This window comes from Streptomyces sp. NPDC058619 (genome assembly GCF_042717785.1).
GTDB lineage: Bacteria > Actinomycetota > Actinomycetes > Streptomycetales > Streptomycetaceae > Streptomyces.
Genome location: NZ_JBHXQN010000003.1, coordinates 129,285 through 151,634 on the forward strand (window position 1 = coordinate 129,285; position 22,350 = coordinate 151,634).

Annotated in this window: 23 protein-coding genes and 3 pseudogenes; 17 read left to right on the top strand and 9 right to left on the bottom strand. The window is 74.4% G+C overall.

The window, feature by feature from the left end; translation table 11 throughout:
- Window positions 1-27: 27 nt before the first annotated feature.
- The 3 genes and pseudogenes from ACFWTC_RS04585 to ACFWTC_RS04595 all read left to right on the top strand — a co-directional run bounded on the left by ACFWTC_RS04585 (window position 28) and on the right by ACFWTC_RS04595 (window position 1,737).
- Window positions 28-634: pseudogene (locus ACFWTC_RS04585) on the top strand (ATP-grasp domain-containing protein).
- 42 nt (window positions 635-676) lie between these two features.
- Window positions 677-1,591 (top strand): GNAT family N-acetyltransferase, encoded by a 915-nt coding sequence (locus ACFWTC_RS04590; RefSeq protein ID WP_383925241.1) that lies wholly within the window; start codon window positions 677-679, stop codon window positions 1,589-1,591.
- A gap of 20 nt (window positions 1,592-1,611) precedes the next feature.
- Window positions 1,612-1,737 (top strand): hypothetical protein, encoded by a 126-nt coding sequence (locus ACFWTC_RS04595; RefSeq protein WP_383925244.1) that lies wholly within the window; start codon window positions 1,612-1,614, stop codon window positions 1,735-1,737.
- 175 nt (window positions 1,738-1,912) lie between these two features.
- Here ACFWTC_RS04595 and ACFWTC_RS04600 read toward each other — a convergent pair whose 3' ends face one another.
- The 3 genes from ACFWTC_RS04600 to ACFWTC_RS04610 all read right to left on the bottom strand — a co-directional run bounded on the left by ACFWTC_RS04600 (window position 1,913) and on the right by ACFWTC_RS04610 (window position 3,634).
- A complete protein-coding gene (locus tag ACFWTC_RS04600; RefSeq protein ID WP_383925247.1) occupies window positions 1,913-2,356 on the bottom strand; it encodes a subtilase-type protease inhibitor in 444 nt (147 codons plus the stop codon).
- 296 nt (window positions 2,357-2,652) lie between these two features.
- Window positions 2,653-3,111 carry a Crp/Fnr family transcriptional regulator gene (locus tag ACFWTC_RS04605; RefSeq protein WP_383925250.1) on the bottom strand — a complete coding sequence of 153 codons (459 nt, stop codon included), beginning with the start codon at window positions 3,109-3,111 and terminating at the stop codon, window positions 2,653-2,655.
- 220 nt (window positions 3,112-3,331) lie between these two features.
- On the bottom strand, window positions 3,332-3,634 hold the full coding sequence (locus ACFWTC_RS04610) for a hypothetical protein (RefSeq protein WP_383925254.1): 303 nt from the start codon (window positions 3,632-3,634) through the stop codon (window positions 3,332-3,334).
- A 335-nt stretch (window positions 3,635-3,969) separates the two neighbouring features.
- On the opposite strand from ACFWTC_RS04610, the pseudogene ACFWTC_RS04615 reads away from it, so the two are divergent.
- The 6 genes and pseudogenes from ACFWTC_RS04615 to ACFWTC_RS04640 all read left to right on the top strand — a co-directional run bounded on the left by ACFWTC_RS04615 (window position 3,970) and on the right by ACFWTC_RS04640 (window position 11,241).
- Window positions 3,970-4,905: pseudogene (locus ACFWTC_RS04615) on the top strand (cellulase family glycosylhydrolase).
- A 238-nt stretch (window positions 4,906-5,143) separates the two neighbouring features.
- Window positions 5,144-7,876 carry a DNRLRE domain-containing protein gene (locus tag ACFWTC_RS04620; protein ID WP_384026321.1) on the top strand — a complete coding sequence of 911 codons (2,733 nt, stop codon included), beginning with the start codon at window positions 5,144-5,146 and terminating at the stop codon, window positions 7,874-7,876.
- Between the two features lie 308 nt (window positions 7,877-8,184).
- Window positions 8,185-8,781, top strand: coding sequence for a ribosome-inactivating family protein (locus tag ACFWTC_RS04625; RefSeq protein ID WP_383925283.1), 597 nt, complete (start codon window positions 8,185-8,187; stop codon window positions 8,779-8,781).
- Between the two features lie 383 nt (window positions 8,782-9,164).
- On the top strand, window positions 9,165-9,989 hold the full coding sequence (locus ACFWTC_RS04630) for a hypothetical protein (RefSeq protein WP_383925259.1): 825 nt from the start codon (window positions 9,165-9,167) through the stop codon (window positions 9,987-9,989).
- Window positions 9,986-10,750, top strand: a complete 765-nt coding sequence (locus ACFWTC_RS04635; protein WP_384026318.1) for a class F sortase — start codon at window positions 9,986-9,988, stop codon at window positions 10,748-10,750. The genes ACFWTC_RS04630 and ACFWTC_RS04635 overlap by 4 nt, the downstream gene beginning before the upstream one ends.
- 212 nt (window positions 10,751-10,962) lie before the next feature.
- Entirely contained in the window at window positions 10,963-11,241 is a 279-nt protein-coding gene (locus ACFWTC_RS04640; RefSeq protein ID WP_384026315.1) for a hypothetical protein, read from the top strand.
- Here the strand turns inward: ACFWTC_RS04640 and ACFWTC_RS04645 are convergent.
- Complete coding sequence (locus tag ACFWTC_RS04645) at window positions 11,222-11,674, bottom strand: DUF3224 domain-containing protein (protein WP_383925267.1); 453 nt, start codon at window positions 11,672-11,674, stop codon at window positions 11,222-11,224. The genes ACFWTC_RS04640 and ACFWTC_RS04645 overlap by 20 nt on opposite strands.
- 274 nt (window positions 11,675-11,948) lie before the next feature.
- Between ACFWTC_RS04645 and ACFWTC_RS04650 the strand changes: the two genes are divergently transcribed.
- Together ACFWTC_RS04650 and ACFWTC_RS04655 are read left to right on the top strand one after the other, a co-directional pair.
- A complete protein-coding gene (locus tag ACFWTC_RS04650; protein ID WP_384026312.1) occupies window positions 11,949-12,911 on the top strand; it encodes a helix-turn-helix transcriptional regulator in 963 nt (320 codons plus the stop codon).
- 37 nt (window positions 12,912-12,948) lie between these two features.
- Window positions 12,949-13,167: pseudogene (locus ACFWTC_RS04655) on the top strand (GNAT family N-acetyltransferase); the annotation flags it as partial.
- A 39-nt stretch (window positions 13,168-13,206) separates the two neighbouring features.
- Here the strand turns inward: ACFWTC_RS04655 and ACFWTC_RS04660 are convergent.
- Window positions 13,207-13,662, bottom strand: a complete 456-nt coding sequence (locus tag ACFWTC_RS04660) for a hypothetical protein (RefSeq protein WP_384026310.1) — start codon at window positions 13,660-13,662, stop codon at window positions 13,207-13,209.
- A gap of 97 nt (window positions 13,663-13,759) precedes the next feature.
- On the opposite strand from ACFWTC_RS04660, the gene ACFWTC_RS04665 reads away from it, so the two are divergent.
- On the top strand, window positions 13,760-14,056 hold the full coding sequence (locus tag ACFWTC_RS04665) for a hypothetical protein (protein ID WP_384026307.1): 297 nt from the start codon (window positions 13,760-13,762) through the stop codon (window positions 14,054-14,056).
- 79 nt (window positions 14,057-14,135) lie between these two features.
- Here the strand turns inward: ACFWTC_RS04665 and ACFWTC_RS04670 are convergent, their stop codons facing one another.
- From ACFWTC_RS04670 to ACFWTC_RS04680, 3 genes are all read right to left on the bottom strand, one after another.
- Window positions 14,136-14,666: an adenylate kinase gene (locus ACFWTC_RS04670; protein ID WP_383925278.1), complete on the bottom strand. Its 531-nt coding sequence runs from the start codon at window positions 14,664-14,666 to the stop codon at window positions 14,136-14,138.
- A gap of 24 nt (window positions 14,667-14,690) precedes the next feature.
- Window positions 14,691-15,539: a MerR family transcriptional regulator gene (locus ACFWTC_RS04675; RefSeq protein WP_384074044.1), complete on the bottom strand. Its 849-nt coding sequence runs from the start codon at window positions 15,537-15,539 to the stop codon at window positions 14,691-14,693.
- Between the two features lie 144 nt (window positions 15,540-15,683).
- Complete coding sequence (locus ACFWTC_RS04680) at window positions 15,684-16,106, bottom strand: hypothetical protein (RefSeq protein ID WP_384026301.1); 423 nt, start codon at window positions 16,104-16,106, stop codon at window positions 15,684-15,686.
- A gap of 448 nt (window positions 16,107-16,554) precedes the next feature.
- Between ACFWTC_RS04680 and ACFWTC_RS04685 the strand changes: the two genes are divergently transcribed.
- The 3 genes from ACFWTC_RS04685 to ACFWTC_RS04695 all read left to right on the top strand — a co-directional run bounded on the left by ACFWTC_RS04685 (window position 16,555) and on the right by ACFWTC_RS04695 (window position 19,277).
- Window positions 16,555-17,865, top strand: coding sequence for an MFS transporter (locus ACFWTC_RS04685; RefSeq protein WP_384026298.1), 1,311 nt, complete (start codon window positions 16,555-16,557; stop codon window positions 17,863-17,865).
- 249 nt (window positions 17,866-18,114) lie between these two features.
- Window positions 18,115-18,945 (top strand): peptidoglycan-binding protein, encoded by an 831-nt coding sequence (locus ACFWTC_RS04690; protein WP_384074047.1) that lies wholly within the window; start codon window positions 18,115-18,117, stop codon window positions 18,943-18,945.
- A gap of 38 nt (window positions 18,946-18,983) precedes the next feature.
- The gene (locus tag ACFWTC_RS04695; protein ID WP_384026292.1) at window positions 18,984-19,277 is read left to right on the top strand and encodes a hypothetical protein; all 294 of its coding nucleotides are present in this window, start codon (window positions 18,984-18,986) and stop codon (window positions 19,275-19,277) included.
- Window positions 19,278-19,929: 652 nt separating this feature from the next.
- Here the strand turns inward: ACFWTC_RS04695 and ACFWTC_RS04700 are convergent.
- Window positions 19,930-20,673: an SDR family NAD(P)-dependent oxidoreductase gene (locus ACFWTC_RS04700; protein ID WP_384026288.1), complete on the bottom strand. Its 744-nt coding sequence runs from the start codon at window positions 20,671-20,673 to the stop codon at window positions 19,930-19,932.
- A 190-nt stretch (window positions 20,674-20,863) separates the two neighbouring features.
- Here ACFWTC_RS04700 and ACFWTC_RS04705 point away from each other — a divergent pair, with 190 nt between their 5' ends.
- Window positions 20,864-21,940 (top strand): RNA ligase (ATP), encoded by a 1,077-nt coding sequence (locus ACFWTC_RS04705; protein WP_383929114.1) that lies wholly within the window; start codon window positions 20,864-20,866, stop codon window positions 21,938-21,940.
- 123 nt (window positions 21,941-22,063) lie between these two features.
- Window positions 22,064-22,306 carry a hypothetical protein gene (locus tag ACFWTC_RS04710; RefSeq protein WP_383929117.1) on the top strand — a complete coding sequence of 81 codons (243 nt, stop codon included), beginning with the start codon at window positions 22,064-22,066 and terminating at the stop codon, window positions 22,304-22,306.
- Window positions 22,307-22,350: the final 44 nt, after the last annotated feature.

The window sequence follows — 22,350 nt, forward strand, 5'->3', positions numbered from 1 at the left end:
CCGGGGGGCCGTGCGTAGGGTGTCGCCATGGCCGCGACCCTCCCCGCCCCCGTCCTGTACTGCGCCGATCCGCTGAACGGCCGCCGGGCCGACGCCCACTTCGAGGCAGAGGCCCGGCAGGTGCGGGCGGCGGGCGCACCGGTGCTGCTCGTCGACCACGACGCGCTGCTCGCGGGGGACGCCGAGCGGGCGGTGGCGCGGGTGCCCGCCGGGAGCGGACCCGTGTGGTACCGGGGCTGGATGATCCCCTCCGGGCGGTACGCCGAGCTGGACGCGGCCCTGCGCGGCCGCGGCGGCGAGCTCGCCGTCACCCCCGGGGCGTACCGGCGGGCCCACGAACTGCCCGGCTGGTACGCGGCGTTCACCGGGCTCACCCCGGCCAGCGCCTGGCTTCCCACGGGCACCGGGGCTGGTCACGGCGCACCCCGACAGCCCGTTCGCCGAGGCCCCCCGGCCGGAGCTCGGCGCGGTCGGCGAGGCTGTCGCGCAGCTGGGCTGCCGGTTCGTGACCACCGACCTGGCCGTGCGGACCGACGGCGTCTGGCGGGTCGTCGAAGTGGGCGACGGCCAGGTAAGCGACCTGCACCGGGACGCCGACCGGTCGGCCTTCGCCAGCCTGCTGACGGCCGGTTAGGCCCCGCTGCGCGCCCTTCCGGCATCTGGTACAACACCGGACATGACGGGAACGGGATGCGAGATCGCCGGCGCCGGCGCCGCCGACATGGAACGGATGCGGGTCTGGGCCGAGGAGGAGGGCTGGAACCCGGGGGACTCGGACCGGTTCGCGTTCGCGGCCGCCGATCCGGAGGGCTTCCTCATCGGCCGCGTCGACGGCGAACCGGTGGCCTGCATCTCCGCGGTGCGCTACGGATCGGACTTCGGCTTCATCGGCTTCTACATCGCCCGCCCCGCCTTCCGCGGACAGGGGTACGGGATCCGGTTGTGGCGCGCCGGCATGGAACGGCTCCGCGGGCGGCTCGTCGGCCTCGACGGGGTCGTCGCCCAGCAGGACAACTACCGCAGGTCCGGGTTCCGTCCGGCGTGGAACAACACCCGCCTGGAAGGGGTGCCCGGGGGAGCACTGGGGGCCGGGGGAGCGGTGCTGCCCGGCGGGGCCAGGGTGTCCGGCGGGGCCGGAGCGGCCGGCGGGGCCGCCGGTGTCGAGCTGGTCGACGCCGGGTCGCTCCCCTTCGCGCAGCTCGCCGCCTACGACCGCCGCTTCTTTCCCGCGTCCCGCGACGCCTTCCTCTCCCTCTGGACCGCACTCCCCGGCAGGACGGCGCTGGTCGCCGTCCGCGACGGCCGGATCGCGGGCCTCGGCGTGGTCCGCCCGTCCGCCGGACCCGCCCGGGTCGGCCCCCTGTACGCCGACGACCCCGAGGTGGCGGCCGCGCTGCTGCGCGGGCTCGCGCGGCACGCATTCGACGGGCGGATCTCCGTGGACGTCCCGGACGCGAACGCGGGCGCCGCCGGACTCCTGGCCGGCCTCGGCCTCGTACCGACCTTCGAGACGGCGCGGATGTACACGGGCCCCGCCCCCGAAGCCGCCCTCGCCGGGATCTACGGCGTCACGAGTCTCGAACTGGGCTGACCAGCTGGGCGGTGTGGGCCGTGGGCATCGCCCTGCTGCCGCTGGGCCGGCGGCGCAACCGGAACACGTTCGCCACCGTCGAGGAGGCGGAGCGGCTGTTGCGACCCTGCCACGCCTTCACCATGGACGGCGGAACGCCACTGTGAGCCCTGTGACCCCGACCTGCCGTCCGTCGTGTCCCCCGTCCCTGTGTCCCCGGTCTGCTCGTCCCTGTGTGCCCGGTCTGCCGGACGGCGGTCGCACGGCGCCGCCCGGCAGACCGGGGTGACACGGGTCGGCACTCCGGGGTGCCGCGGGATCAGAACTCCGGGACGCGCGGGCTCAGAAGCCGAACAGCGCGCCGTTCGCGCTCCCGAGGCCGCAGGGGTTGCCGAAGGTGTACGCGTAGCTCATCCGGCGGCCCTCCCACACCCCGTCGGCCCTGACCGTCATCGGATTCCACTCCCTGGTACACGCGGTGTCCGGGGCGGGCGCGGCGAGCACGTCCAACTCCGGGCTGTTGGCGCGTAATTCGGCACACGCGGCGACCGGGTCCGGGTGCGTCCCGCCGGGCGTCGGCGCGCAGACGAGGGTCACCGCCCGCAGTACCGTACCGGCGTCGGCGTCCTCCCCGGCCGTCACGCTGAGCACGAGCGCGGACGGGGCGTACAGGCTCGCCGTGCCGGCCGGGGCGGCGTCGGCCGCTCCCGGCCAGGCCAGCGCGGTGAGCGCGGTGAGCGCCATGGCGGCGGAACCGAGCCCGAGACCCCTTGCGATGGACCGCATTTCGAACACTCCCTTGGGTTGGTGTTTCGGATAGCGGACAGAGTCTTGCCCACGCTGCTCGCGAACGCCCGTTCGCACCCCCATTTCTCGTCACCGATCGTGTACGGATGACCGCAGACCGCAGCGGTGCGAGTCGACTGACCAGTACGGGAGCACGTCTGCGAATCGGCCGAACACCGACTCGGATACGCTCCCGAAACCCTCCCGGAACATGCCGGGACCCGCCGGGGTGCGGGGCCCGGGGCCGCCTGCGGCTTCCAAGCCGGGTCCGCCGCGGTGGTGCGGGCCCCGGGCGGTCAGCGGGCCGCGGTGCGGGGTGCGTACAGGTCGAGGAGGCGGGTGCGGGTCTGGTGCAGCCGGAGGGCGAGCACGCGCCCGACCCAGTGCCCCACCGCCGACCCGAACGCGGGATCGGCGTCCATCAGCATCCGCACGCGGGGGCCGTCGAACTCGTACGCGCGCACCGGCGTCATCGCCTCGGCGCCCAGCTGCCACACGTACGGCGGGAACAGCCACGACCAGCCCACCAGCTCACCGGGGCCGAGGTTCTCCACGGACGCGGGCCGGCGGCCGGGCACCGGGATCTCCAGGGTCACGGTTCCGGAGCGCACGATCCAGAAGGACTCCGCCCGGGAGCCCTCGTCGAAGATCCGCGCGCCCTCCCGGAAGTGGACCTCCCGGGCCTGCGACATCAGCCGTCCGCGGTGCTCGGTGGACAGGACGGCGGCGATCCGGATGGGAGAAGGTGTGCTCACGACGGCCTCCGATCACGACCCCCCGGTGGCTCCTGCTCATCCCAGTGTCGCCGACACCCGCCGGATCGTGAGCGGTCGCGCACCGCTTCTTCCCGGGGTACTCTCCCGGCGCCCCCGCGCGGGTCGGTGCGGCCGCTGCGCGGAGCGTCGTACGGGCCCGCCCCGGTCCTCGGCGCCCCAGTCCCCGGTCCCCAAGTCCTCGGCCCCGGTCCTCGGCGTTCTAGTCCTCGGCGCTCGCCTCCAGGCAGGCCAGCTCGACCGCGTCCAGCACGGCCTCGTGGCTGCGCCCGCTCAGCTCCGCGACGTTCTCGATCTGCGCCGTCGCCCAGGCCGCGAGCGTCATCACCAGCACGCGCAGGCCGTCCGTGCCGTGCTCCGCCAGGATCGCATCAGCGACGATCATGGCGTCCTCGGGCACCTGCTCCGGCGGCTCCAGGCCCGCGAGGCCGCGCAGCATCGTGAGGGTGCGGCGGGAGATCTCCGGCGTCATCCTCGCCAGCCGCATGTCTTCTTCGTCGTCCATGAGCCCCACCTCCGGTGCCGTGCCCGTCCCCCCAGGGGCACGGTAGAGGGGCCCGGGCCCGGTGCGTGGCGCTTTCGCCAGGGTGACGGGGGGTAAACGGGTGGCGCCGGTGGGTTCCGGTTGACGCGATCCGGATCATGCCGCGACGAATCACACCTTTCCGTTCTCCCCCTTCCGTTCCCGCCGTCGTCTCCTTGCCGCGCGATGCCGCGATGCCGCGCCCCGTTCGCCGATTCCCCCCGCCCGCGCGGCCGTTGGCTTCCCAGCTCGACGACCGGCCGATAACTTGACCGCGGCGCAGCCCGCCCCGCGCGGCCGACCACGGCTGGAGCGAGATGAAGAGCCTCGTGCGCGCCGTCCTCTGCGCCCTGCTGCTGGTGGCCGGCGGGCCGCCCGCCCGGGCCGCCACGCCACCGGAGCCGGTATCCGGCGCCGCCGCGGAGGCCTGGACCCCGCCGCTGTCCACCCGCGGCCGTTACATCGTCGACGCCCGGGGCGAGCGGCTGCGCCTGCGCTCCGGGAACTGCGACGGCGCCCACGGCTCCTGGAACGGTTCCGGCGACCGCAGGTCCGTCGCGACCTCCTCGACGACCCGAACTGGGGCCTCGGCGACCACCACGACTGGCACGCGGCCGCCCAGGAAGCCGCCGACCGCATCCTCACCGAGGCCAATCCGGACCTGCTCATCGTGGTCGAGGGCATCAACTGGACCGGCCTGCCCGTGGACGGTTTCCCGCACGGCCGCCCCACCCTCACGCCCGTCCGCACCCTCTCCCACACCCTGGCCGTCTCCGGCAAGCTGGTCTACTCGGCCCACTTCTACGGTTACACCGGCCCGCGGCACAGCGGCGTCACCGGGCTCGGTGAGACCAGCGACCCCCGCTACCAGGACCTGACCGCCGCGCAGCTCCAACAGACCCTCACCGAGCAGGCCTTCTTCATCTCCGCCGAGACCGGCGCGCACTTCACCGCGCCCGTCTGGATCAGCGAGTTCAGCATCGGGGCCGACGGGCTACAGCCGCCGGGGCGAACGGGTCTCGGCGGCCCTGTGCGCCCCGGCCCGTACGGCTCTTCCCGCGGGCGGGCGCACGCTCTGGTTCGACCGCGGCGACAACCGCCCGCCGGGCGGCCCCGGAGCCGACTTCGCCGCCGGGCACTACAAGGGGCAGTGCCTGCCGACCGAGTACGCGGCGGGCATCGCCTTCACCACCCGTGCGGCTGCCCGCCCCTCCCCGGCAGCCCTGCTCTGCCGCCCCCTGCCCCCGGCCTGAACCCCGCCCCAGGCGACTCTTCCCGTACGTGTGTTCGCTGCCGAGCCGGGGTGTGGCCGGTGTCGCGGGCGTTCCCCGGAGCGATTCGGCATCCGATGTGCCAAGTGGGGTGAACCGGGAGGCGATCCGCCCTAGGGTGCGGCCGTACGCATGGTTGTGGACAGCTGACGGCTGTTTTCGGCCATGACACCCGGCCGCGCGCGACACGGCCGTACCGCATCACCGAACTGGGGGGTTCATGCGTAGATCCAGAGGCCTCGCGGCCGCCCTCGCCCTGTCCCTTGCCGCCACCGGCGCGAGCATAGGCCTCGGCCTCGTGCCGCAGGCGGCGGCGGTCACCCCGCCCGTCGCCTTCACCGCCGACGCACTGCCGACCTGGCAGCCCAACGGAGTCGTCTGGGCCCTCGCCGAAGCGGGCGGCAAGGTCTTCGTCGGCGGCACCTTCTCCGTCGTACGACCGCCCGCGGGCGGCGCCGGCAGCGAGCAGTCCGCCGTGAACTTCGTCGCGCTCGACGCGGCGACCGGCGCTCCCGCCGCCTGCACCCTGTCCTTCACCGTCGGCGGCGGAACGGCCACCGTCCGCGCGCTCACCCTCTCGCCCGACCAGCAGACCCTGTACGCGGGCGGCTACTTCGGGGCCGTGAACGGCACCCCCGTCTCCAGCCTCGCCGCGATCGACGTGGCGACCTGCACCGTCAAGACCGGCTTCCGCCCGGCGTTCGCCGCCACCGTCCGCGCCCTGGCCGTCGACGGCGACACCGTCTACGCGGGCGGCGACTTCCTCACCGTCGCCGGCCAGCAGCGCGAGCGCTTCGCCGCGGTCGACGCGGACGACGGGGCGCTGCGCCCCTTCACCGCCCACGCCGACGAGCCCGGCCGGGCCGTCGAGGTCACCCCCGACGGAAGCAAGGTCATCCTCGGCGGGGACTTCTTCACCGTCAACGGCGTGAACACGCACGCGCTGGCCGTCGTCGACGCCGCCACCGGTGCGCTCGCCACGTCCTACCCCGGCTTCATCGAGAACAACTCGGTGGTCAAGGACGTCGCCACCGACGCGACCGGCTTCTACACCGCCAACGAGGGCACCGGAGGCGGCGTCTTCGACGGCCGCATCGCCCTCGACCTCGGCGACCTGGGCCAGCGCTGGCGCGACACCTGCCTCGGCGCGACCCAGGCGGTGCTCCCCTACCAGGACGTGCTCTACAGCGCCTCCCACGCCCACGACTGCTCCAGCGTCGGAGAGTTCCCCGACGGCCAGCGCCACCACCTCCTCGCGCAGCCGACCACCGGCACCGGCAAGCTGGGCTGGGCGCCGGACACCAACGACGGCATCGGCGAGGGCATCGGCCCGCGCGTCATGACGGTCGGTTCCAAGAGCGGCGTCCAGTACCTCTGGGTCGGCGGCGAGTTCACCACCGTCAACGGGGCCGCGCAGCAGAGCCTGACCCGGTTCGCCTCCACCGGGGACACCGGCGCCCCCACCGTTCCGGTGGCCGGCGCGGTCAGCTTCGCTCCCGGCGAGGCCCAGGTCCGCTGGCGGACCAGCCTCGACCTGGACGACAGCACCCTGACGTACAAGATCTACCGCAACGGCGCGGCCACCCCGGTCGCCACGGTCAACGCCGACTCGCTGTTCTTCCGGCGCCCGCAGGCCTCGTGGACCGACACCACCGTCTCGCCGGGCCAGTCGTACACGTACCGCGTCACGGCCACCGACGCGGCCGGCAACGCCAGCGCCCTGTCGGGGACGGCGAGCGTCACGGTGCCCACCTCGGTGGACGGCTACCCGAACCAGGTCCGGGCCGACGGGGCGCAGCAGTTCTGGCGCTACGACGAGTCCGCTCTGCCCTTCGCCGCGGATTCCTCGGTGAGCGGCAACCAGGCGGGCGTGCACCTCGGCGGCCCGGCCCTGCGCCAGACGCCCGGGGCCGTCACCGGCGCCAGTACGGCGATCGGCTTCGACGGCACGGACACCCAGGTGTACGGGGACAAGCGCCAGACGGTGGGCAGCACGTACTCCGTCGAGACCTGGTTCCGTACGAACACCACCCGCGGCGGCAAGCTCGTCGGCTTCGGGAACAACCAGGACCGGACGAGCAGCCAGTACGACAAGCACGTCTACATGACCAATGACGGCCGGCTGGTCTTCGGCGTCTACACCGGGGCCACCCGCACCGTCACCACCGGCGCCGCCTACAACGACAACGCCTGGCACCACGTCGTCGCGACCCAGGGACCGGGCGGGATGACGCTGCACGTGGACGGCGTCCAGAGGGGCACCCTCAACGTCACCACGCACGAGAACTTCTCGGGCTACTGGCACTCCGGCGGTGACAACCTGGGCGGCTGGCCGGACCGGCCGACCAGCGACTTCTGGGCGGGCCGGCTCGACGAGACCGCCGTCTACCCGACCGTCCTGAGCGCGGCGCAGGTGCAGAACCACTTCGCCCTCGCCTCCGCCCCGGCCGACTCGGTCGTGGAGGTGACCGCCTCCGAGGACACCTACGCCAACGCCGGCGCGCCCGGCACCAACTACGGGACCTCCGGCTCGCTCGCGGTGCGCGGCAGCTCGTTCTACGCGAGCTACCTGCGCTTCGACCTGCCCGCGGCGCCCGCGGGCACGGTGCTCAAGTCGGCCGTCCTCGGCGTGAAGACGAGCACGATGAGCGGCGCCGGCACCACGGACACCGTGTCGGTGGTCCCGGTCACCGGGGCGTGGACCGAGGCGGGGACCACGTACACCAACCGCCCGGCCCTGGGCGGTACGGCGCTCGGCATCTTCGCCGGCGTCCCGGACGGCTCGGCGGTGCACTCCACCGGGCTGAACACCGCGACCGTGGCGGCCGCGCTCGGCACCGGCTACGGGCTGGCGCTGACCAGCACCGGTACGGACGCGCTGTGGCTGTGGTCCTCGGAGGCCCAGGCCAACGAGGGAACCCCGCGGCTGACGCTGACCTTCGGGGCGCCGTAGCCGAGGGACGAACGGGCGAGGGGGCGCGAGCCGGGGAACGGCTCGCGCCCCCTCGTGCTGTGCCGGGCCCCCGTCGTTGCCGAACCGTGATGAGTTCTTAGCATCAGAGGCCAAGTATTCGTTCCGGCGCCGCGTCGACGACTACAAAGGACCGCAGCGAAGCCAATCCCGGCGATGCGGACGGTGCCAGCCGTCGACGACCGGGTCCCTGCGGAAGGCGGTGGATGTTCCGTGCGTGAGTGCGGCAGGACCGAACCGATTGCGATCGATTTCCCTCCGGGGAGTCCGAGTTCCGGAGCCGCCACCTGATGCGCGCCGTCACACTGAACCCCGTCTCGTTTTCCGTGGAGTGCGCCTCCGTGGCGGAGTACCGACTTCTCGCATCGGCCATCCGATCCAGAGCGACGGAGGTGCGGGCCTTTTCGAGCAATGCGGGGGGCGGGGAGGCAAGGGTTCGATACCTCCCCGTGCGCATGCAGCAGAGGGGCCTTTTCGTCGAGCTCTACATCGAACTCCGGGTACACAATCCCGGGATTCGCATCGTGGGGTTCCGCAACACCTTCGAAGACGGGCAGGCTCCGCCGGAAGCCCATTTCCGCCACGTGCGGGACTCGGTCGCCCCACCGGGCGTCCGACGGGCCGAGGCCCTCCCGTTCGGCGGGGGCCGCTCCCTGGAGGCAGCGGCCGGCGCGGTGCGGACGAGCCTTCCCCTGGGGCGCCGTTCCATGGTCAACGCGGTCATCTGGCTGCACCGCAACACCGACCCGAAGTGCACCGCACGGGCGATCCTCGTGCTCTCGGAAATGCTCTGCGAGGCAGCGCGCTCGCCCGTCCTGGCGGACGAGATGTCACGCGTCTGGATGACCGGCGGACCCCTGCCGGCCGCGATGCGGGCGGCCGCCTGACAGGGCTCGTCCGACAGGCCCACCCCATTCCCCGCGGCGGCCGCACGGGCGGCCGTCCGGCAGGTGGCACCGTATGTCGTCCCCGGAATTCCCGGACGCGCGGAAGTATTTCGCCTGCCTCTTTTCCGGCCGCGCCCGCGAACACATGCACGGCGCCCGCCGTGCGGATTCTGTGCGCCTGCCCGACGCGGTTCTGACCCTCAATGGTGAAGCGTCTCGACGGGCCCGGTCGCAGGTTTTCGGACATGCGAAATATCTTCAAAGAAGCACCAATCCAAAGGCGTTGGCACCCCGAAGAAGTAGCGAGACCCTCTCCAGGGACTCATTTCCACCCCGCACGATCTGCGATTCCCCACCGGGGAATCCATGGAACAGGAGCGAATGTGATAGTCAAGCGCACAGGCCGCCTCGTGGTGCTCGCCGCCGTACCCGCCGCCGTGTTCCTGACCGTTGGCCTCTCCGGCCCGGCCCTCGCGGACGCGGGGAAGGCGTACCAGATCGACCTGGCACAGCTGAACGGGTCCGGAGCCAAGGGGACCGTCATGCTGAGCCTCAAGGGCCGGCAGCTCACCGTGCAGATCGAGTCCGAGGGCATGGTGCCCGGACAGCCGTCGGCCCAGCACCTGCACGGCTCCACCAAGGCCCACGACTTCCACTGCCCGGACGCCAGCGACGACACCGACGGCGACGGGATCCTCAACAACACCGAGGCCACGGTCGACTACGGCGACATCAACATCTCCCTCACCACGTCCGGGAGCACCGAGGCGGCCAGCGGTCTCGCCGTGGACCGCATGCCCGTCGCCGACAAGCAGGGCAAGATCTCCTACAAGCGGACGATCCCCGTCGGGCAGGACGTCGTCGACAGCATCAAGGACCTGCACGTCGTGCAGCACGGGATCGACCGCAACAACAACGACAAGTACGACTTCGAAGGCGCAGGCAAGAGCGAGCTCGACCCGAAGCTGCCGCAGGAGGCCACGGCTCCCACCAACTGCGGAGAGGTCAAGGGGGCGGCCGTGGGCTCCATCCCGGTCGGCGGCATCGAGACCGGCGGCAGCGCCCCGCAGGGTGCGTCGGCGCCGACGGCGACGATGGCCGGAGCCGCCATCGCCCTGTCCGTGGCGGCGTTCGGCGCGGTGACCGCCGCACGCAGGCGGGTCACCGCCGTCCCCGTACGCAAGAACACCACGGGCGGCGCCGCGTGAAGCCCGCCGCACCCCGCGTCCGCCCGCCCGGCGCGCCCGCCGCGCGGCCCCGCCGCCTGGCTGCGGGTCCCCTGGCCGCCGCCGCGCTCGCCACCCTCCTCCTCGCGGGGTGCTCCGGCCAGGACCCGGCGGCGCCCTCCACCCCGCAGGGCCAGGCCCCGCAGGGGCAGTCCCAACCGGGCGGGGCGCCGGCCGCCGGCAGCGGGGCAGACGTCCCCGCCGGGGAGGCGTCCCCGGGCAACAGCGCGTCGCCCGGAGCGGGGGCGCACAGCGGTGCGGGTGCGGGGGCCCAGGCCAAGCCCGCGCTGGCCCGGTCGGAGCCGCAGAAGATCTCGATCCCGTCGCTCGGCGTCTCCAGCTCCCTGGAGACGCTGCGGCAGAACGCGGACGGAACCATGGAGACCCCGAAGGACCCGAATCTCGCGGGCTGGTACGAACCGGGGCCGACCCCCGGTTCCCAGGGGCCGGCCGTGATCGCCGGCCACGTCACCTGGAACGGCTCGTCGGCCGTGTTCGAGAAACTGAAGGCGATGAAGGCCGGCGACACGATCAAGGTGACCCGGCGGGACAACAAGACGGTCACCTTCACGGTGAACCGGGTCGCCGAGTACCCGAAGGCCGAGTTCCCCACGCTGGAGGTCTACAAGAACCTCGACCACGCGGGCCTGCGGCTGGTCACCTGCGGCGGCGACTTCGACCCGAAGAAGCACTACTACAACAGCAACGTGGTCGTGTTCGCCCAAATGACGGGCACCGCGTAGCCCGGCGCCGGTGACCGGGAGGGGCGTCCGTCAGCCGCAGTGCGGTCCTGCGGCTGACGGCTCCCCGGAGCGGTCGCCGGCGCCGGGCCGACGTCCACGGGCACCGGCGAGGTCACCGCCACCGCCGAGGTCACCGCCACCGCGACGGCGGTCGGGCCCGGTCCTCGTGGTGCACGTGGGCCGGCACCTGCTGGAGCACGGCCGGTTCCGCGGTGGCCCAGGAAACGGCGGACATCGCGCTCATGTCCGACGACCCGAACCGCCTGCCCTTCGTCACCGGCCTGAGCCGTCGGGCGAGCCGGATCACCCGGCAGAACCTCTGGCTCAGCCTCGGCATCGTCGCCGTCCTCTCCCCGGCCACCGCGCTCGGCCCGGGAATCGGCCCCGTGGTCCTCGTCCACGAGGGCTCCACCCTCCTGGTGGTGGCCAACGCGCTGCGGCTGCCGCGCCCCCCGGACGACCGGGGCCCGCTCAGCCCAGCCGGTAGCTGAACGCGTACGCGACCGAGGCCTCTCCGTGGCGGTGGGTGAACCCGCCGGACCCGCTGAGCCCGGCCAGGTCCCCGGTACCGGAGCCGGGGACCACCGTGAAACGGCAGGTGGTGCCGCCGGGGTCGAAGGTGCCGGACTCCTCCAGCACGAACGACCCCGCGCGGCCGTCGACGCTGCCGGACAGCAGCTCCATGCCGGTGTAGGCGCCGACGTTCTCCCCGGTGTAGGCGATCGTGTACGCGCAGTTGGTGGCGGCCGCCGACACCCCGCCGGTGAACGTGTTGGTGACGAGGGCCCGGGCGAGCCGCGGGGCCCCGTCGGGGGAGCCGACGGCAAGTTCCTCCCAACCGGCGTACGTGAAGCGCCCGGAGGTCTCCACGGAGGCGGTCGACGGCTCCGGGCTCCGGGCCCGGTCGGGGGTGAAGGTGGACATGGCGGTCCTCTCGGCAGGCCGGACGGCAGCTCCGCCCGGCGGGTGAACAGGGGGCCGGCCAGGGGTCGGCCGGTGCCCGACCGGAGATCGATCCGGCGGTGCCCACAGGCTGTCAGCCGTACCTGACACCTCCCGTCAGGTACGGGAGGCAGGTGCGACCGACTGGTGCGACCGACAGGTGCGACCGACAGGTGGGGTCGTCGGGTGGGGTCGGCGGGTGGGGCCAGTGGGTAGCGCCGGCGGTGGGGCCGGCAGGTACGGCGAGAATGACGGCATGCGCGCCGACCGGCTCCTCACCCTCCTCCTGCTGCTGCAGAACCGCGGCCGCATGACCGCGCCCCAGCTCGCCGCCGAGCTGGAGGTGTCCGTCCGCACCGTCTACCGGGACATCGAGGCCCTCGGCGCCTCCGGCGTCCCCGTCCACGCCGACCGCGGCCCCGCCGGCGGCTACCGGCTGGCGGACGGCTACCGCACCCGCCTCACCGGACTCACCGACGCCCAGGCGGGCTCGCTCTTCCTCGCCGGAGCACCGGGGCCCGCGCGTGACCTCGGCCTCGGCGCCGACCTGGCCGCCGCCCAGCTGAAGCTCCAGGCGGCGCTCCCGGCAGCACTCGCCAGCCGCGTCCGCCACCTCCAAGACCGCTTCCACCTCGACGCACCCGCCTGGTTCCGCGACGCCGACCCCGTCCCGCACCTCGCGCGGATCGCCCAGGCCGTCTGGGACCAGCGGGTCCTCCGGGCCGACTACCGCCGCTGGAGCGGCGAGGTCCACCGCGAACTGCGCCCCCTCGGCCTCGTCGTCAAGGGCGGCATCTGGTACCTCGCTGCCGAAGCCGACGGCACCGTACGGTCCTACCGGGTCGCCCGCTTCCTCGCGGTGGACACCACGGACGACACCTTCGAACGGCCGCCCGGCTTCGACCTCGCCGCGTACTGGAGGGAGTCCACCGGCCGCCTCGCCGCGGCGCTGCACCAGGAGACCGCCGAACTGCGGCTCTCCCCCCGGGGCCGGAAGCTGCTGCCGATGTGGTTCGGGTCCGCCGGTGTACGGGCGCTCGCCGAGGCCGAACCGCCCGACGCGCAGGGCTGGGTACGGCTCCGGCTCCCCGTCGAGTCCCGGGCGGTGGCGGTCGGCGACCTGCTCCGGCTGGGTGTCGAGGCCGAGGTCCTGGGCCCGCCCGATCTCCGCCGCGCGGTCGCCGAGACGGCATCGGCCCTCGCCGCCCGTTACCGCTGAGGCCCGGAAGGCCGGTTGGGTACGCTCGGCGGGCAGCATCGGGCCCGCGCACTGGGGGAGGGGCATCGCCACCCGGGCACTGGCCGTACTGATCGAGCTTGAGGCGACGCGCCCGCTGCACGCCGGGGCGGCCGCCGACAACACGGGCTCGATCCGGGTGCTGGAGAAGTGCGGGTTCGCCGTCACCGGACGGGCCCGGGAGCACGCCCTCGCCCGCGGCGAAGAGGTGGACGTCGTCCTGCCGACCCTGAACTGACGCCGGCCCGCCGGAGCCCGCCCCGTCGGCTGCCCGCGGTCAGCGCGGGGGTTCCACCTCCAGGAACCGGCGCCGCCGCGGGCCCCGGTAGAGCAGGCAGACCCACCCGAGACCCTCCAGCACCCCCGCGCAGGCCGTGAGCCGCTCCTGCTCCTCCTCGGCGGCGCCCCCGCCCGGCGGGCCGGACCAGGTCACCTCTGCCCGGCCCGGTTCGGCCCCGTCGGCCACCCGGTATCCCGTGCGCGTCCGCCGGCCCTGCGCGTCCACCGCCGACGGGGGGAACCCCGCCGCCTCCAGTACGAGCGCCACCGCGCGCACGGGCTGCCGTACCTCCCACGGCGCGGGAACGGCAGCCCCCGCCGGGCCGTTGACGAGGCGGCGGATCTGCGTCAACCCCTCGTGAGCCGTACGGAGCTCGCGCTCCCGGCCGACCGAAGGCTCCGGCTCCGGGCCGTCGCCGGTCGCGGGCTCGAATCCCTGCCCGGGTACCGCCATCACCCACCACCCCGCCCCGCCGTCTGAGTACCCCGTGCCCAACGGCCTGAGTATCCGCCCCGATTCCCCGCCGCGCCCGCGCTGGTCGAATGGGGCCATGACTTCCGAGGCCCCACACGCCGCGACGATCCGCCCGCACCTGCGGCACGTGACCACCGCCGGTTCCGCCCTGGCCGTGGCCCTGGTACCGCTCGTGGTCGGCGTCCTGCTCGCCAAGGGCCTGGCCGCCGACCCGATGACCCCCGTCAACGCCCTGATCACGGGCGGCGGTCAGCGGGCCGGCCTGCCCCGGGCCGAGTGGCGGCGCCGCGGCCACGACACCGTGCGCCGCCTGCGCACCGTCCGGCGCGACACGGCCGTGCGCTGCGCCCGGGTCTGCGGCCGCCGTCCCTGACGCGCCGCCGCGACCGTACGCGCCGTCCGGTGCCGTCCCGGGGCTGCACCGGTGCCGACCGGGTGCCGTTCCGGCCGCCCTACGCGGGCCCGCCCTGCTCCCGCAGCCAGGCCTCGGCCGCGCGGGGCGACCGCAGCCGGACCAGCTCCAGCGGGGCGAACCGCGGGTCGCCGGCCCGGCGCAGGATCTCGGCGCGGCGGGGCTCGTACCGCCGCCAGGCCCACCACACGGGGTGGTCGGCGCGCAGCCACTCCCGCCAGGACTCCCGGTTCCCGCCGAACAGCCGCTCCCGCGTCAGGCTCCGGCGCAGCGAACGGAGCAGCACCCGCCGCATGACCACGTACCGGGGGTGGTCCAGCCAGACGACGGTGTCGGCCCGTTCCCACAGCAGGTCCCGGACGGCCGGGTAGCCGAGGGAGTCGAAGACCCACCGCTCGGCACCCGCCAGCCGCGCGGTGTCCTCGGCGAAGTCGGGGTTCACCGCCCACCCGGGGCCGGTGAAGTGCAGGGCGTCCAGCTCGTGGAACGGCAGCGCGCGCCGCACCCCCAGGGCCCGGGCCATCGTGGACTTGCCCGCCCCGCTGATCCCCACCACCAGTACGCGTCGCATCCCGGCACATTACGGGCCGCCCCGTCAGGGCGCGTCGGCCAGGGGTTCCTGGAGTTCGGTGACCCACCGGTCCCGGTCCTGCGGGCAGGCGAGGGTCAGCTCCCGGGCGTACCCGGCCGAGCGGTGGCCGTGGGCGTCGATCCACCGCGCCAGGAGCTGCGAGGTCGGCAGTACGCCCTCCATCGGCCCCCGGTGCACCACCGTCGCGGCCCGTTCCACCGCGGGCAGCTCGACGATCCGTACCCCGCCTCCGAGGTCCTCGGCGCGGACCCCGGCCGCCACGGGCAGCCCGGCGTGCACCACGATCGCCCCGGCCGGCGCGCCCGGGCGGTCCGGGGCGTCCTCGTAGCGGGCGATGCCGGGCCCCGTGGGGACCACCCCGGCCCCGTCGAGGCGGCGGCACAGCTCCTCGTAGAGCGGGCCGACGACCGGCCCGACGTCCTGTGGCCCGTAGCTCTCCGCGATCCCGGTCAGCTCGGCGAGCCGGACGGACGGGAGGCTCTTCACGACGACGTCGTCGACAGGCATGGAACCCTCGCTCTCGATGGTCCGGAGCCTCGCCTCGACCTGTACCAGCCGGGCGGCCGCGGCGGCCGCCGCGGCCGCCAGCTCGGCCCGGCGCAGCCGCAGCATGCCGCGCAGCTCCTCGGCGCTCACCCGCTCGTCGAGGATCGTCCCCACCTGGTCGAGGCTGAAGCCGAGTTCCTTGAGCGCGATGACACGGTTGAGGCGGGCCAGCTGCCCGGCCTCGTAGGAGCGGTAGCCGGTGAAGGGGTCGACGCGGGCCGGACGCAGCAGTCCGAGGGCGTCGTAGTGACGCAGCATGCGGACCGATACCCGGCCGTGCTTGGCGAAGTCTCCGATGGTGAACATGACGCTTCCCAGTGCAAGCCCTGACACGGGGGGAGGGTCAAGCCCCGGCCGGTTCCCCGCCGGTCGTCACCCGCCGGTCGGGCTCGTTCCGGTCGGGTTCCCGGGCGGTTGCCGTGCGGCCGGCGCTTACCGGCCGCTCCCCGGTCAGCGACCGTACTCCCGCAGGCACAGGTCGACGATCGAGGGGGGTACGGTCCCGTCCGCGGCCGCGCACAGCTCGTCCATCGCGGGCGGCGCGGCCGGCCTGCGGCCCGGGTGGGGGCTCGCCGGCCCGGGCGGGTGGGCCCGCCGGGGCGGCGCCGGCTTCGCGGGCCGGCCCGAGAGCGGCCGGGCGGCCTTGGCGGGCGGGCGCCCGGCGGAGGCGTCGGGGGCCGGGCGCGGCTCGTCCGCCGCGGGGCCGGGCAGTTTCCCGAGGGGCAGGGCCGACGGCGCGGCCGGCCGGTCGGGGGCGCCGACGGGCGGGAGGGAACCGGGCGCCGGAGCCATGGAGTCGGGGCCGACGGAGACACAGCCGGCGCTCGCGAGGAGCGCGACGAGGGAAAGGGGCACGGCCCGGCGCAACTGCATCCGACCACCTTGCCGTACGGCCCGGCCGACCGGATCCGGCGGCTCACGCGTCCGGGTGACGCGGGCCCGTCTGCGGAATCGATCCGCCACGGCGCTTGGTTCGCGGGGGCCCGCGCGCGGGCCCCCGCGACCGGCCCGGTGGCCCCGGCGGGAATTACCGGAGCGGGCGGGGGATTGGTACGACCGTACGGGTGACGGGGGAGGCGCGACCCCCGCTCGCCCCGCACCGCCGTGTCCTGCCCGCCACTCTGCCCGTACGGAGTACCGATCCATGACCTCAGCCGCCGCGCCCGGTAACCCGCCGTCGTCCCGCGAGCCCCACGACTCTCTTCCGTCCCGTGAGGCGCTCGCGCCCCGTGCGCCGCTGGCGTCCGCCGCACCCCGAACGGTTTCCGAGCCCCGGACCGGTACCGGTGCTGATCCCGCGTCCGGTGGCGCGCCGGAGGCCGTGCCCGGCGCCCCGGCACGGGCCGGCGGGGACGGGGGTGCGTACGGGGCCGATGGCGCCAACAGTGCCGGTGGTGCCGGTGGTGCCGGTGGTTCCTACGGTGCCTACGGTGCCTACGGTGCCTACGGGGCCGGTGGCGCCGGCGGGTCAGGGCGCGCCCCGTGGACGGGCTGGGCGGCCGTCTGCGCCGTAGCGCTCGGGATCTTCGGCCTGATCACCTCCGAGCTGCTGCCCGTCGGCCTGCTCACCCCCGTCGGCGCCGCCCTCGGCGTATCCGACGGAACCGCCGGGCTGATGGTCACCGTGCCCGGGCTCGTCGCCGGGTTCTGCGCGCTCCTCGTCACCGTCGGCTCCGGCCGTCTGGACCGGCGGCTCGTGCTGTGCGTGCTGATCGCCCTGATGGCCGTGGCGAACCTCGCCGCCGCCCTGGCCCCGAACTTCACCGTCGTGCTGGCGACCCGGCTGCTCGTCGGCGTCAGCGTCGGCGGCTTCTGGGCCATCGCGGGAGGGCTCGCCGTACGGCTCGTCCCGGAGCGGCACGTCGGCTCCGCGACCGCGGTGGTGTTCGGCGGCGTCCCCACCGCCTCCGTGCTGGGCGTCCCCGCCGGAACGCTGCTCGGCGAAGTCGGCGGCTGGCGTACCGCCTTCGCCGCGGTCGGCGCCCTCGGCCTCCTCACGCTGGTCGCCCTCGTCCTGCTGCTGCCCCCGCTCCCGCCGACCCGGCCCATCGGCTTCCCCGAACTCCTCGGCCTGCTCGTCGGGAACCGCGGGGTCCGCGTCGGCGTCGCCGTCACCTTTTTCGTGGTCACCGGGCAGTTCGCCGCCTACACGTTCGTCCGGCCGATCCTCCAGGACGTCTCCGGCATCGACGCCCACCACGTCAGCACGCTCCTGCTCGGCTACGGCGTGGCCGGCGTCGCGGGCAACTTCCTGGCCGGGCCGCGCGATGCGCGCCGTACGCTGCTCACGGTCAGCGCGTCCCTCGCCGTGATCCTCGCGCTGATGGCAGTCCTCCCCGGCATGGTCGCCGGGACCGCGCTGCTGCTCGCCTGGGGGCTGGCGTACGGAGGCGTGCCGGTGAGCCTGCAGAGCTGGATGATCGCGTCGGCGCCGGCGGCGACCGAGGCGGCGTCCTCGCTCATGGTGGCCGTGTTCAACCTGGCCATCGCCGCGGGCGCGCTGATCGGCGGGCTCGCCGTGGACGGGATCTCCGCGCCCGCCGCGCCGCTCGGCGGCGCCGCCCTGATGCTCCTCGCCGCGGTGACGGTCTGGGGTACGTCGGCCCGTCGGGGCGAAGGGATCCCCAACTGACCCGCGGGGCGCGGCCGGAGCGTCCGAAGCGACAGACCGGGCGGCCCGTACGGGCGGTGGTGTGGTGGCGGGGGAACCGGCCGTCGGCGGCGCCGCCGTGCTGGCCACCGGAACCGCCATGGTCCTCGTCGCCCGGCGGCGCAGGACCTGACCGGACGGGCGCGGGGGCCGGCCGTACCGCACCGCTGTGCGGGCCCGCGTCGCCGCCGGGAGACAATGATGTCCCACGCCTTCCATGAGAGCCGGACCGTGCCCGACGACCACCCCCTCGTACGCCCCTACGTGGCCCCCTCGGGCCGCCCGGCCGACCCGCCGGAGCCGCCGGACGCGGCCGGCCCGACCGGCCCGGCCTGGCCGCGGACCGGGCCCGTCACCTTCCCCGGACCGATCCCGGGCGTCCGACGCGCCCCCGGCCGGGCCCCCGCCCCGGAACCCGCTTCCGGGCCCGCTTCCGGAACGGCGACCGCCCCGGGGACGGGTACCTCGTACAGCTACGGCTCAGGCTCCGGCTCCGGCAGTGCCCCCGGCTCCGGACCCGAGGGCGGCGGCAGGCTGCCCGTGTCCCTCCTCGTCCTCCTCGCCCTGTTCGCGCTCGCCGCGGCGGGCGGCCTGGTGCTCCTGCTCAGCGGGCCCGACCCGGAACCGGCGCGGACCGTACCGCCGCCCGGGCTCCCCATGCCGGTGCTCCCGCAGCGTGACCCGGGCGCCACCGCCGACGACCCCGCCGCGGCCGCTCCGGATGCCGCTCCGGCGCCGGCCACCCCGACCCCCACCGGGGCCGCGCCGGCGCCCGAGTCCGCGTCGCCCCGCCCGACGGGCAACCACGACCGGAAGCCCCCGCCGAGCACCTCGCCCACGCCACCACCGGCCGACGACGGCACGCTGAACCCGGGTGACCGCGGGGCGGAGGTCCGCGCCCTGCAGGAACGGCTCCACGGGCAGGGGTTCACGTACGTCACCGTCAACGGCGTCTACGACGACCAGACCCGACGCGGTGTGGCCCAACTCCAGAGCGACCGGGGCATCAAGGGCGACCCGAAGGGCATCTACGGCCCGGCCACCCGCTCGGCATTCGACTAGGTTCTGTCCGGCGGGCCTTGGGTCGTTAGGCTGAGGCCGTGATCAACCTTCAGGTCCGTGGTGAGAACGGTTCGATCGAGGCTCGCGCCCGGCACGGTGTCGTGTGGGGACCGGAGCTCGCCGGCCTCGAGCAGGCGGTGTTCCCGATGCTGGGGCACCTGTTGCCGTATGCGGACACGGTTTTCAACAGCCGGCAGGTGTCCACCCTGCTGGACGAAGTACCGCGGCTGCCGGCGGGTGTGGTCGCGGAGGAGTTCGCGCGAGAGGTCCTGGACCTGGGCCAGAAGGTTCTCGACGGACATCACCTGTATCTGTGGTTCCTCGGGGACTGAGGCAGCAGGTCCGCTCGGTCCCGGAGCCACGGCCCGACGGCTGCGACGATCGCAGGCCGTCGCGTGACCAGCCGAGTCCCTCGTCGGGTCGGCGGGCTCGGTGCGTGGTCTCTCTTTCGGGACCCGCGGGGCCGTCTTGCGTGCGCCGGCCGCGTGCTGGCGGGCACGGCCGGTAGTGGGTCCACCGCCATCATGCTCCAGTCGCGCCTGCCCGCCAGGTAGACGTCGGCCTGTACCGCGCAGACCCGGTTCCAGCCGCACCGGGGCGACGCATACCCGGACGGGGACACCATCCCCGTCGCTGAGGCGTTGTGGCTCGTGGAACACGTTGTCGGCGCTGGCTCTCGGCCGGCGGGCGGGCGTTGGGTGGCCGATCGCTGACGGGGTGGGGTTGTCGCCCGAACCGAATAAGGAAGCTGGCGGCGCGGCCTCACCGCAGACGGTGACCGATCCAGTCGGGCTTCGGGCCCGTTCTCGGTCTTCCGGGTCCGCTGCGCGGAACACGGGCGTCTGCCGTGATGTCCAGGGTCGGGGGTCGTGCCCGGCTGGCGCAGGCGAGGCGGGTCTTCGTGGTCAGGCCCCCGAGGGAGCGTTCCGTCGGGCCCGGTGCCCCCGTTCGCCGACCGGCGGCCCGCGCGGCAGTCGCCGGGGCTCAGCGGCCTCCGGCGACGCGCAGGACGGCGCCCGTCGTGTAGGAGGCGTCCGGGGACAGCAGCCACGCGATCGCCCCGGCGACCTCGCCGGGCCGGCCGGCCCGCCCGAGCGGGATGCCGGCCGCGGCCCGGGCGGGGCGGTCGGGATCGCCCATCGCCGCGTGCATGTCGGTCTCGATGATGCCGGGAGCCACGCCGTTCACCCTGATGCCGTCCGCCCCGAGCTCCTTCGAGAGGCACACGGTCAGGGCATCGGTCGCGGCCTTGGTCGCCGCGTAGTGCACGTAGTCCCCGGGGCTGCCGAGGGTGGCCGCCGCCGAGGAGACGTTCACGATCGACCCGCCGCCGGAACAGGCCATGTCCCGGGCGGCGCGGCGGCAGCACAGCAGGTATCCGAAGAGGTTCACGTCGACCACACGCCGCAGGTCCGCCGTCGCGGTGTCGGCGAGCCGGCCCGGCGGACCGGTCACCCCCGCGTTGTTCACCAGGCCGCTCACCGCACCGAGTTCGGCCCCCGCGATGTCGAAGAGCCGCTCGACGCCGCACTCCTCCGAGGTGTCGCCGCGCACCGTCACGCATCGGGCGCCGAGCGCCCGTACCCGTTCGGCGACGGACGCCGCGGCCTCCTCGTCGCGCAGGTACCCCAGGGCCAGGTCGTGCCCGTCGGCGGCGAGCCGTAGACAGACCGCGGCGCCGATGCCCCTGCTGCCGCCGGTGACGACGGTGACCGGGCGACGTGTCATGGGGGCCTCCTGTGCGACGGACCGAGTTGCCGGTGCAGCCATGCTGCCAGGTCGTGATTGCCGGGCGCCGGAGACCAACACCGCGATATGCGGTGGACCAGGGGAAACCGGTCGGCGAGAGTGGGGGCGTCGCCGCGGGCCCCGACCGGGCGCGCTGCCGGCCAGACCGTCACGTACGAGGAGCCTCCCCATGTCGACCTTGCGGGTCACCGCCGAAGAGCTGACCGTCCACGAGCACCCGAACGCCGACGCGCTGGAGCTGGCCCAAGTCGGCCTCTACCGCGCCGTCGTCGCCAAGAGCGCGTACAAGAGCGGCGAGTTCGCGCTCTACATCCCCGAACAGGCCGTCCTGCCGGTCGCTCTGATCGAGGAGCTGGGCCTGACCGGGAGGCTCGCCGGAGGTTCCGCCGACCGGGTCAAGGCCGTCCGGCTGCGCGGCGAGCTCTCCCAGGGACTGGTGTGCCGGCCGCGCGCCCTGGCCGGCGTCGACCTGGCGCGCGCCGCCGAGGAGGGTACGGACTTCGCGGAGCTGCTCGGCATCACCAAGTGGTCGCCTCCCATACCCACCACGATGAGTGGTGACGTCGAGTCCGCCCCGGAGCTGATGCCGTGGGTCGACATCGAGAACCTCCAGCGCTATCCGGACATATTCGAGGCCGGTGAGCCGGTCGTCCTCACCGAAAAACTGCACGGCACCGCCTCGCTGTTCACCTACGTCGTCGACGGCGGGCGGTCCCTGGTCTCCTCCAAGGGGTTCGGCTCGAAGAACCTGGCGCTCAAGGAGGACGAGCGCAACCTGTACTGGCGTGCCGTACGCGGCCACGGCGTCCCCGCGGTCGCGGCGGCCCTCGCCGCCCGGCTCGGCGCGACCCGGATCGGGATCTTCGCAGAGGTGTACGGCGCGGGCGTCCAGGACCTGGCGTACGGGACCAACGTGCGCACCGCCGAAGCGCCGCCCGGGTACGCCGTCTTCGACGTCTCCGCCGAGATCGACGGCCAAGTGCGCTGGCTGGACCCGGCCGAGGTACTGGACGCCGGCGAACTGCCGCTGGTCCCGCGCCTGTACGAGGGGCCGTACGAGCTCGCCACGGTACTGGAGCTGGCGAGCGGCCGGGAGACCGTGTCCGGGCGGGAGCTCCACCTGCGCGAGGGGGTCGTCATCAGGCCGGCGACCGAGCGGTACAGCCCGGTCGTGGGCGGCCGCGCCATCGCGAAGGCCGTCAGCCCGGCCTACCTGACCCGCAAGGGCGGTACGGAGTACGAGTGAGCGGGACTGGTCCCGGCGCCGGCCTCGGCCCCGATCGACTGGCTGGCCGGGTACTGTCCCGGGCTGGTCTTCAACCGCGCGGACGTCCTCTTCGGGGCGGCGACGCACGACATCGGCAAGGCGGTGCACCCCGGGCAGCTCAGCGGGCCGGGCTCCGCGCACGAGCCCGCCGGGCGGGCCCTGCTCCTCGCCCAGGGGTTCGTCCCGGCACGGGCCAGGTTCGCCGCCACCCACGCCGCATGGGGCGAACCGGGTCCCGGCGTCGCGGAGTCGCTGGTCAGTGTCGCCGGCACGGTGTGGAAGGGGAAGCAGATCCCCGAGCTGGAGGACCTCCTGGTCGGACACCTGGCCCGGGCGGGCGGTTGAGAAGCCCTGGGCTGCCTTCCTCGCTCTGGACGAGGTGCTCGGGA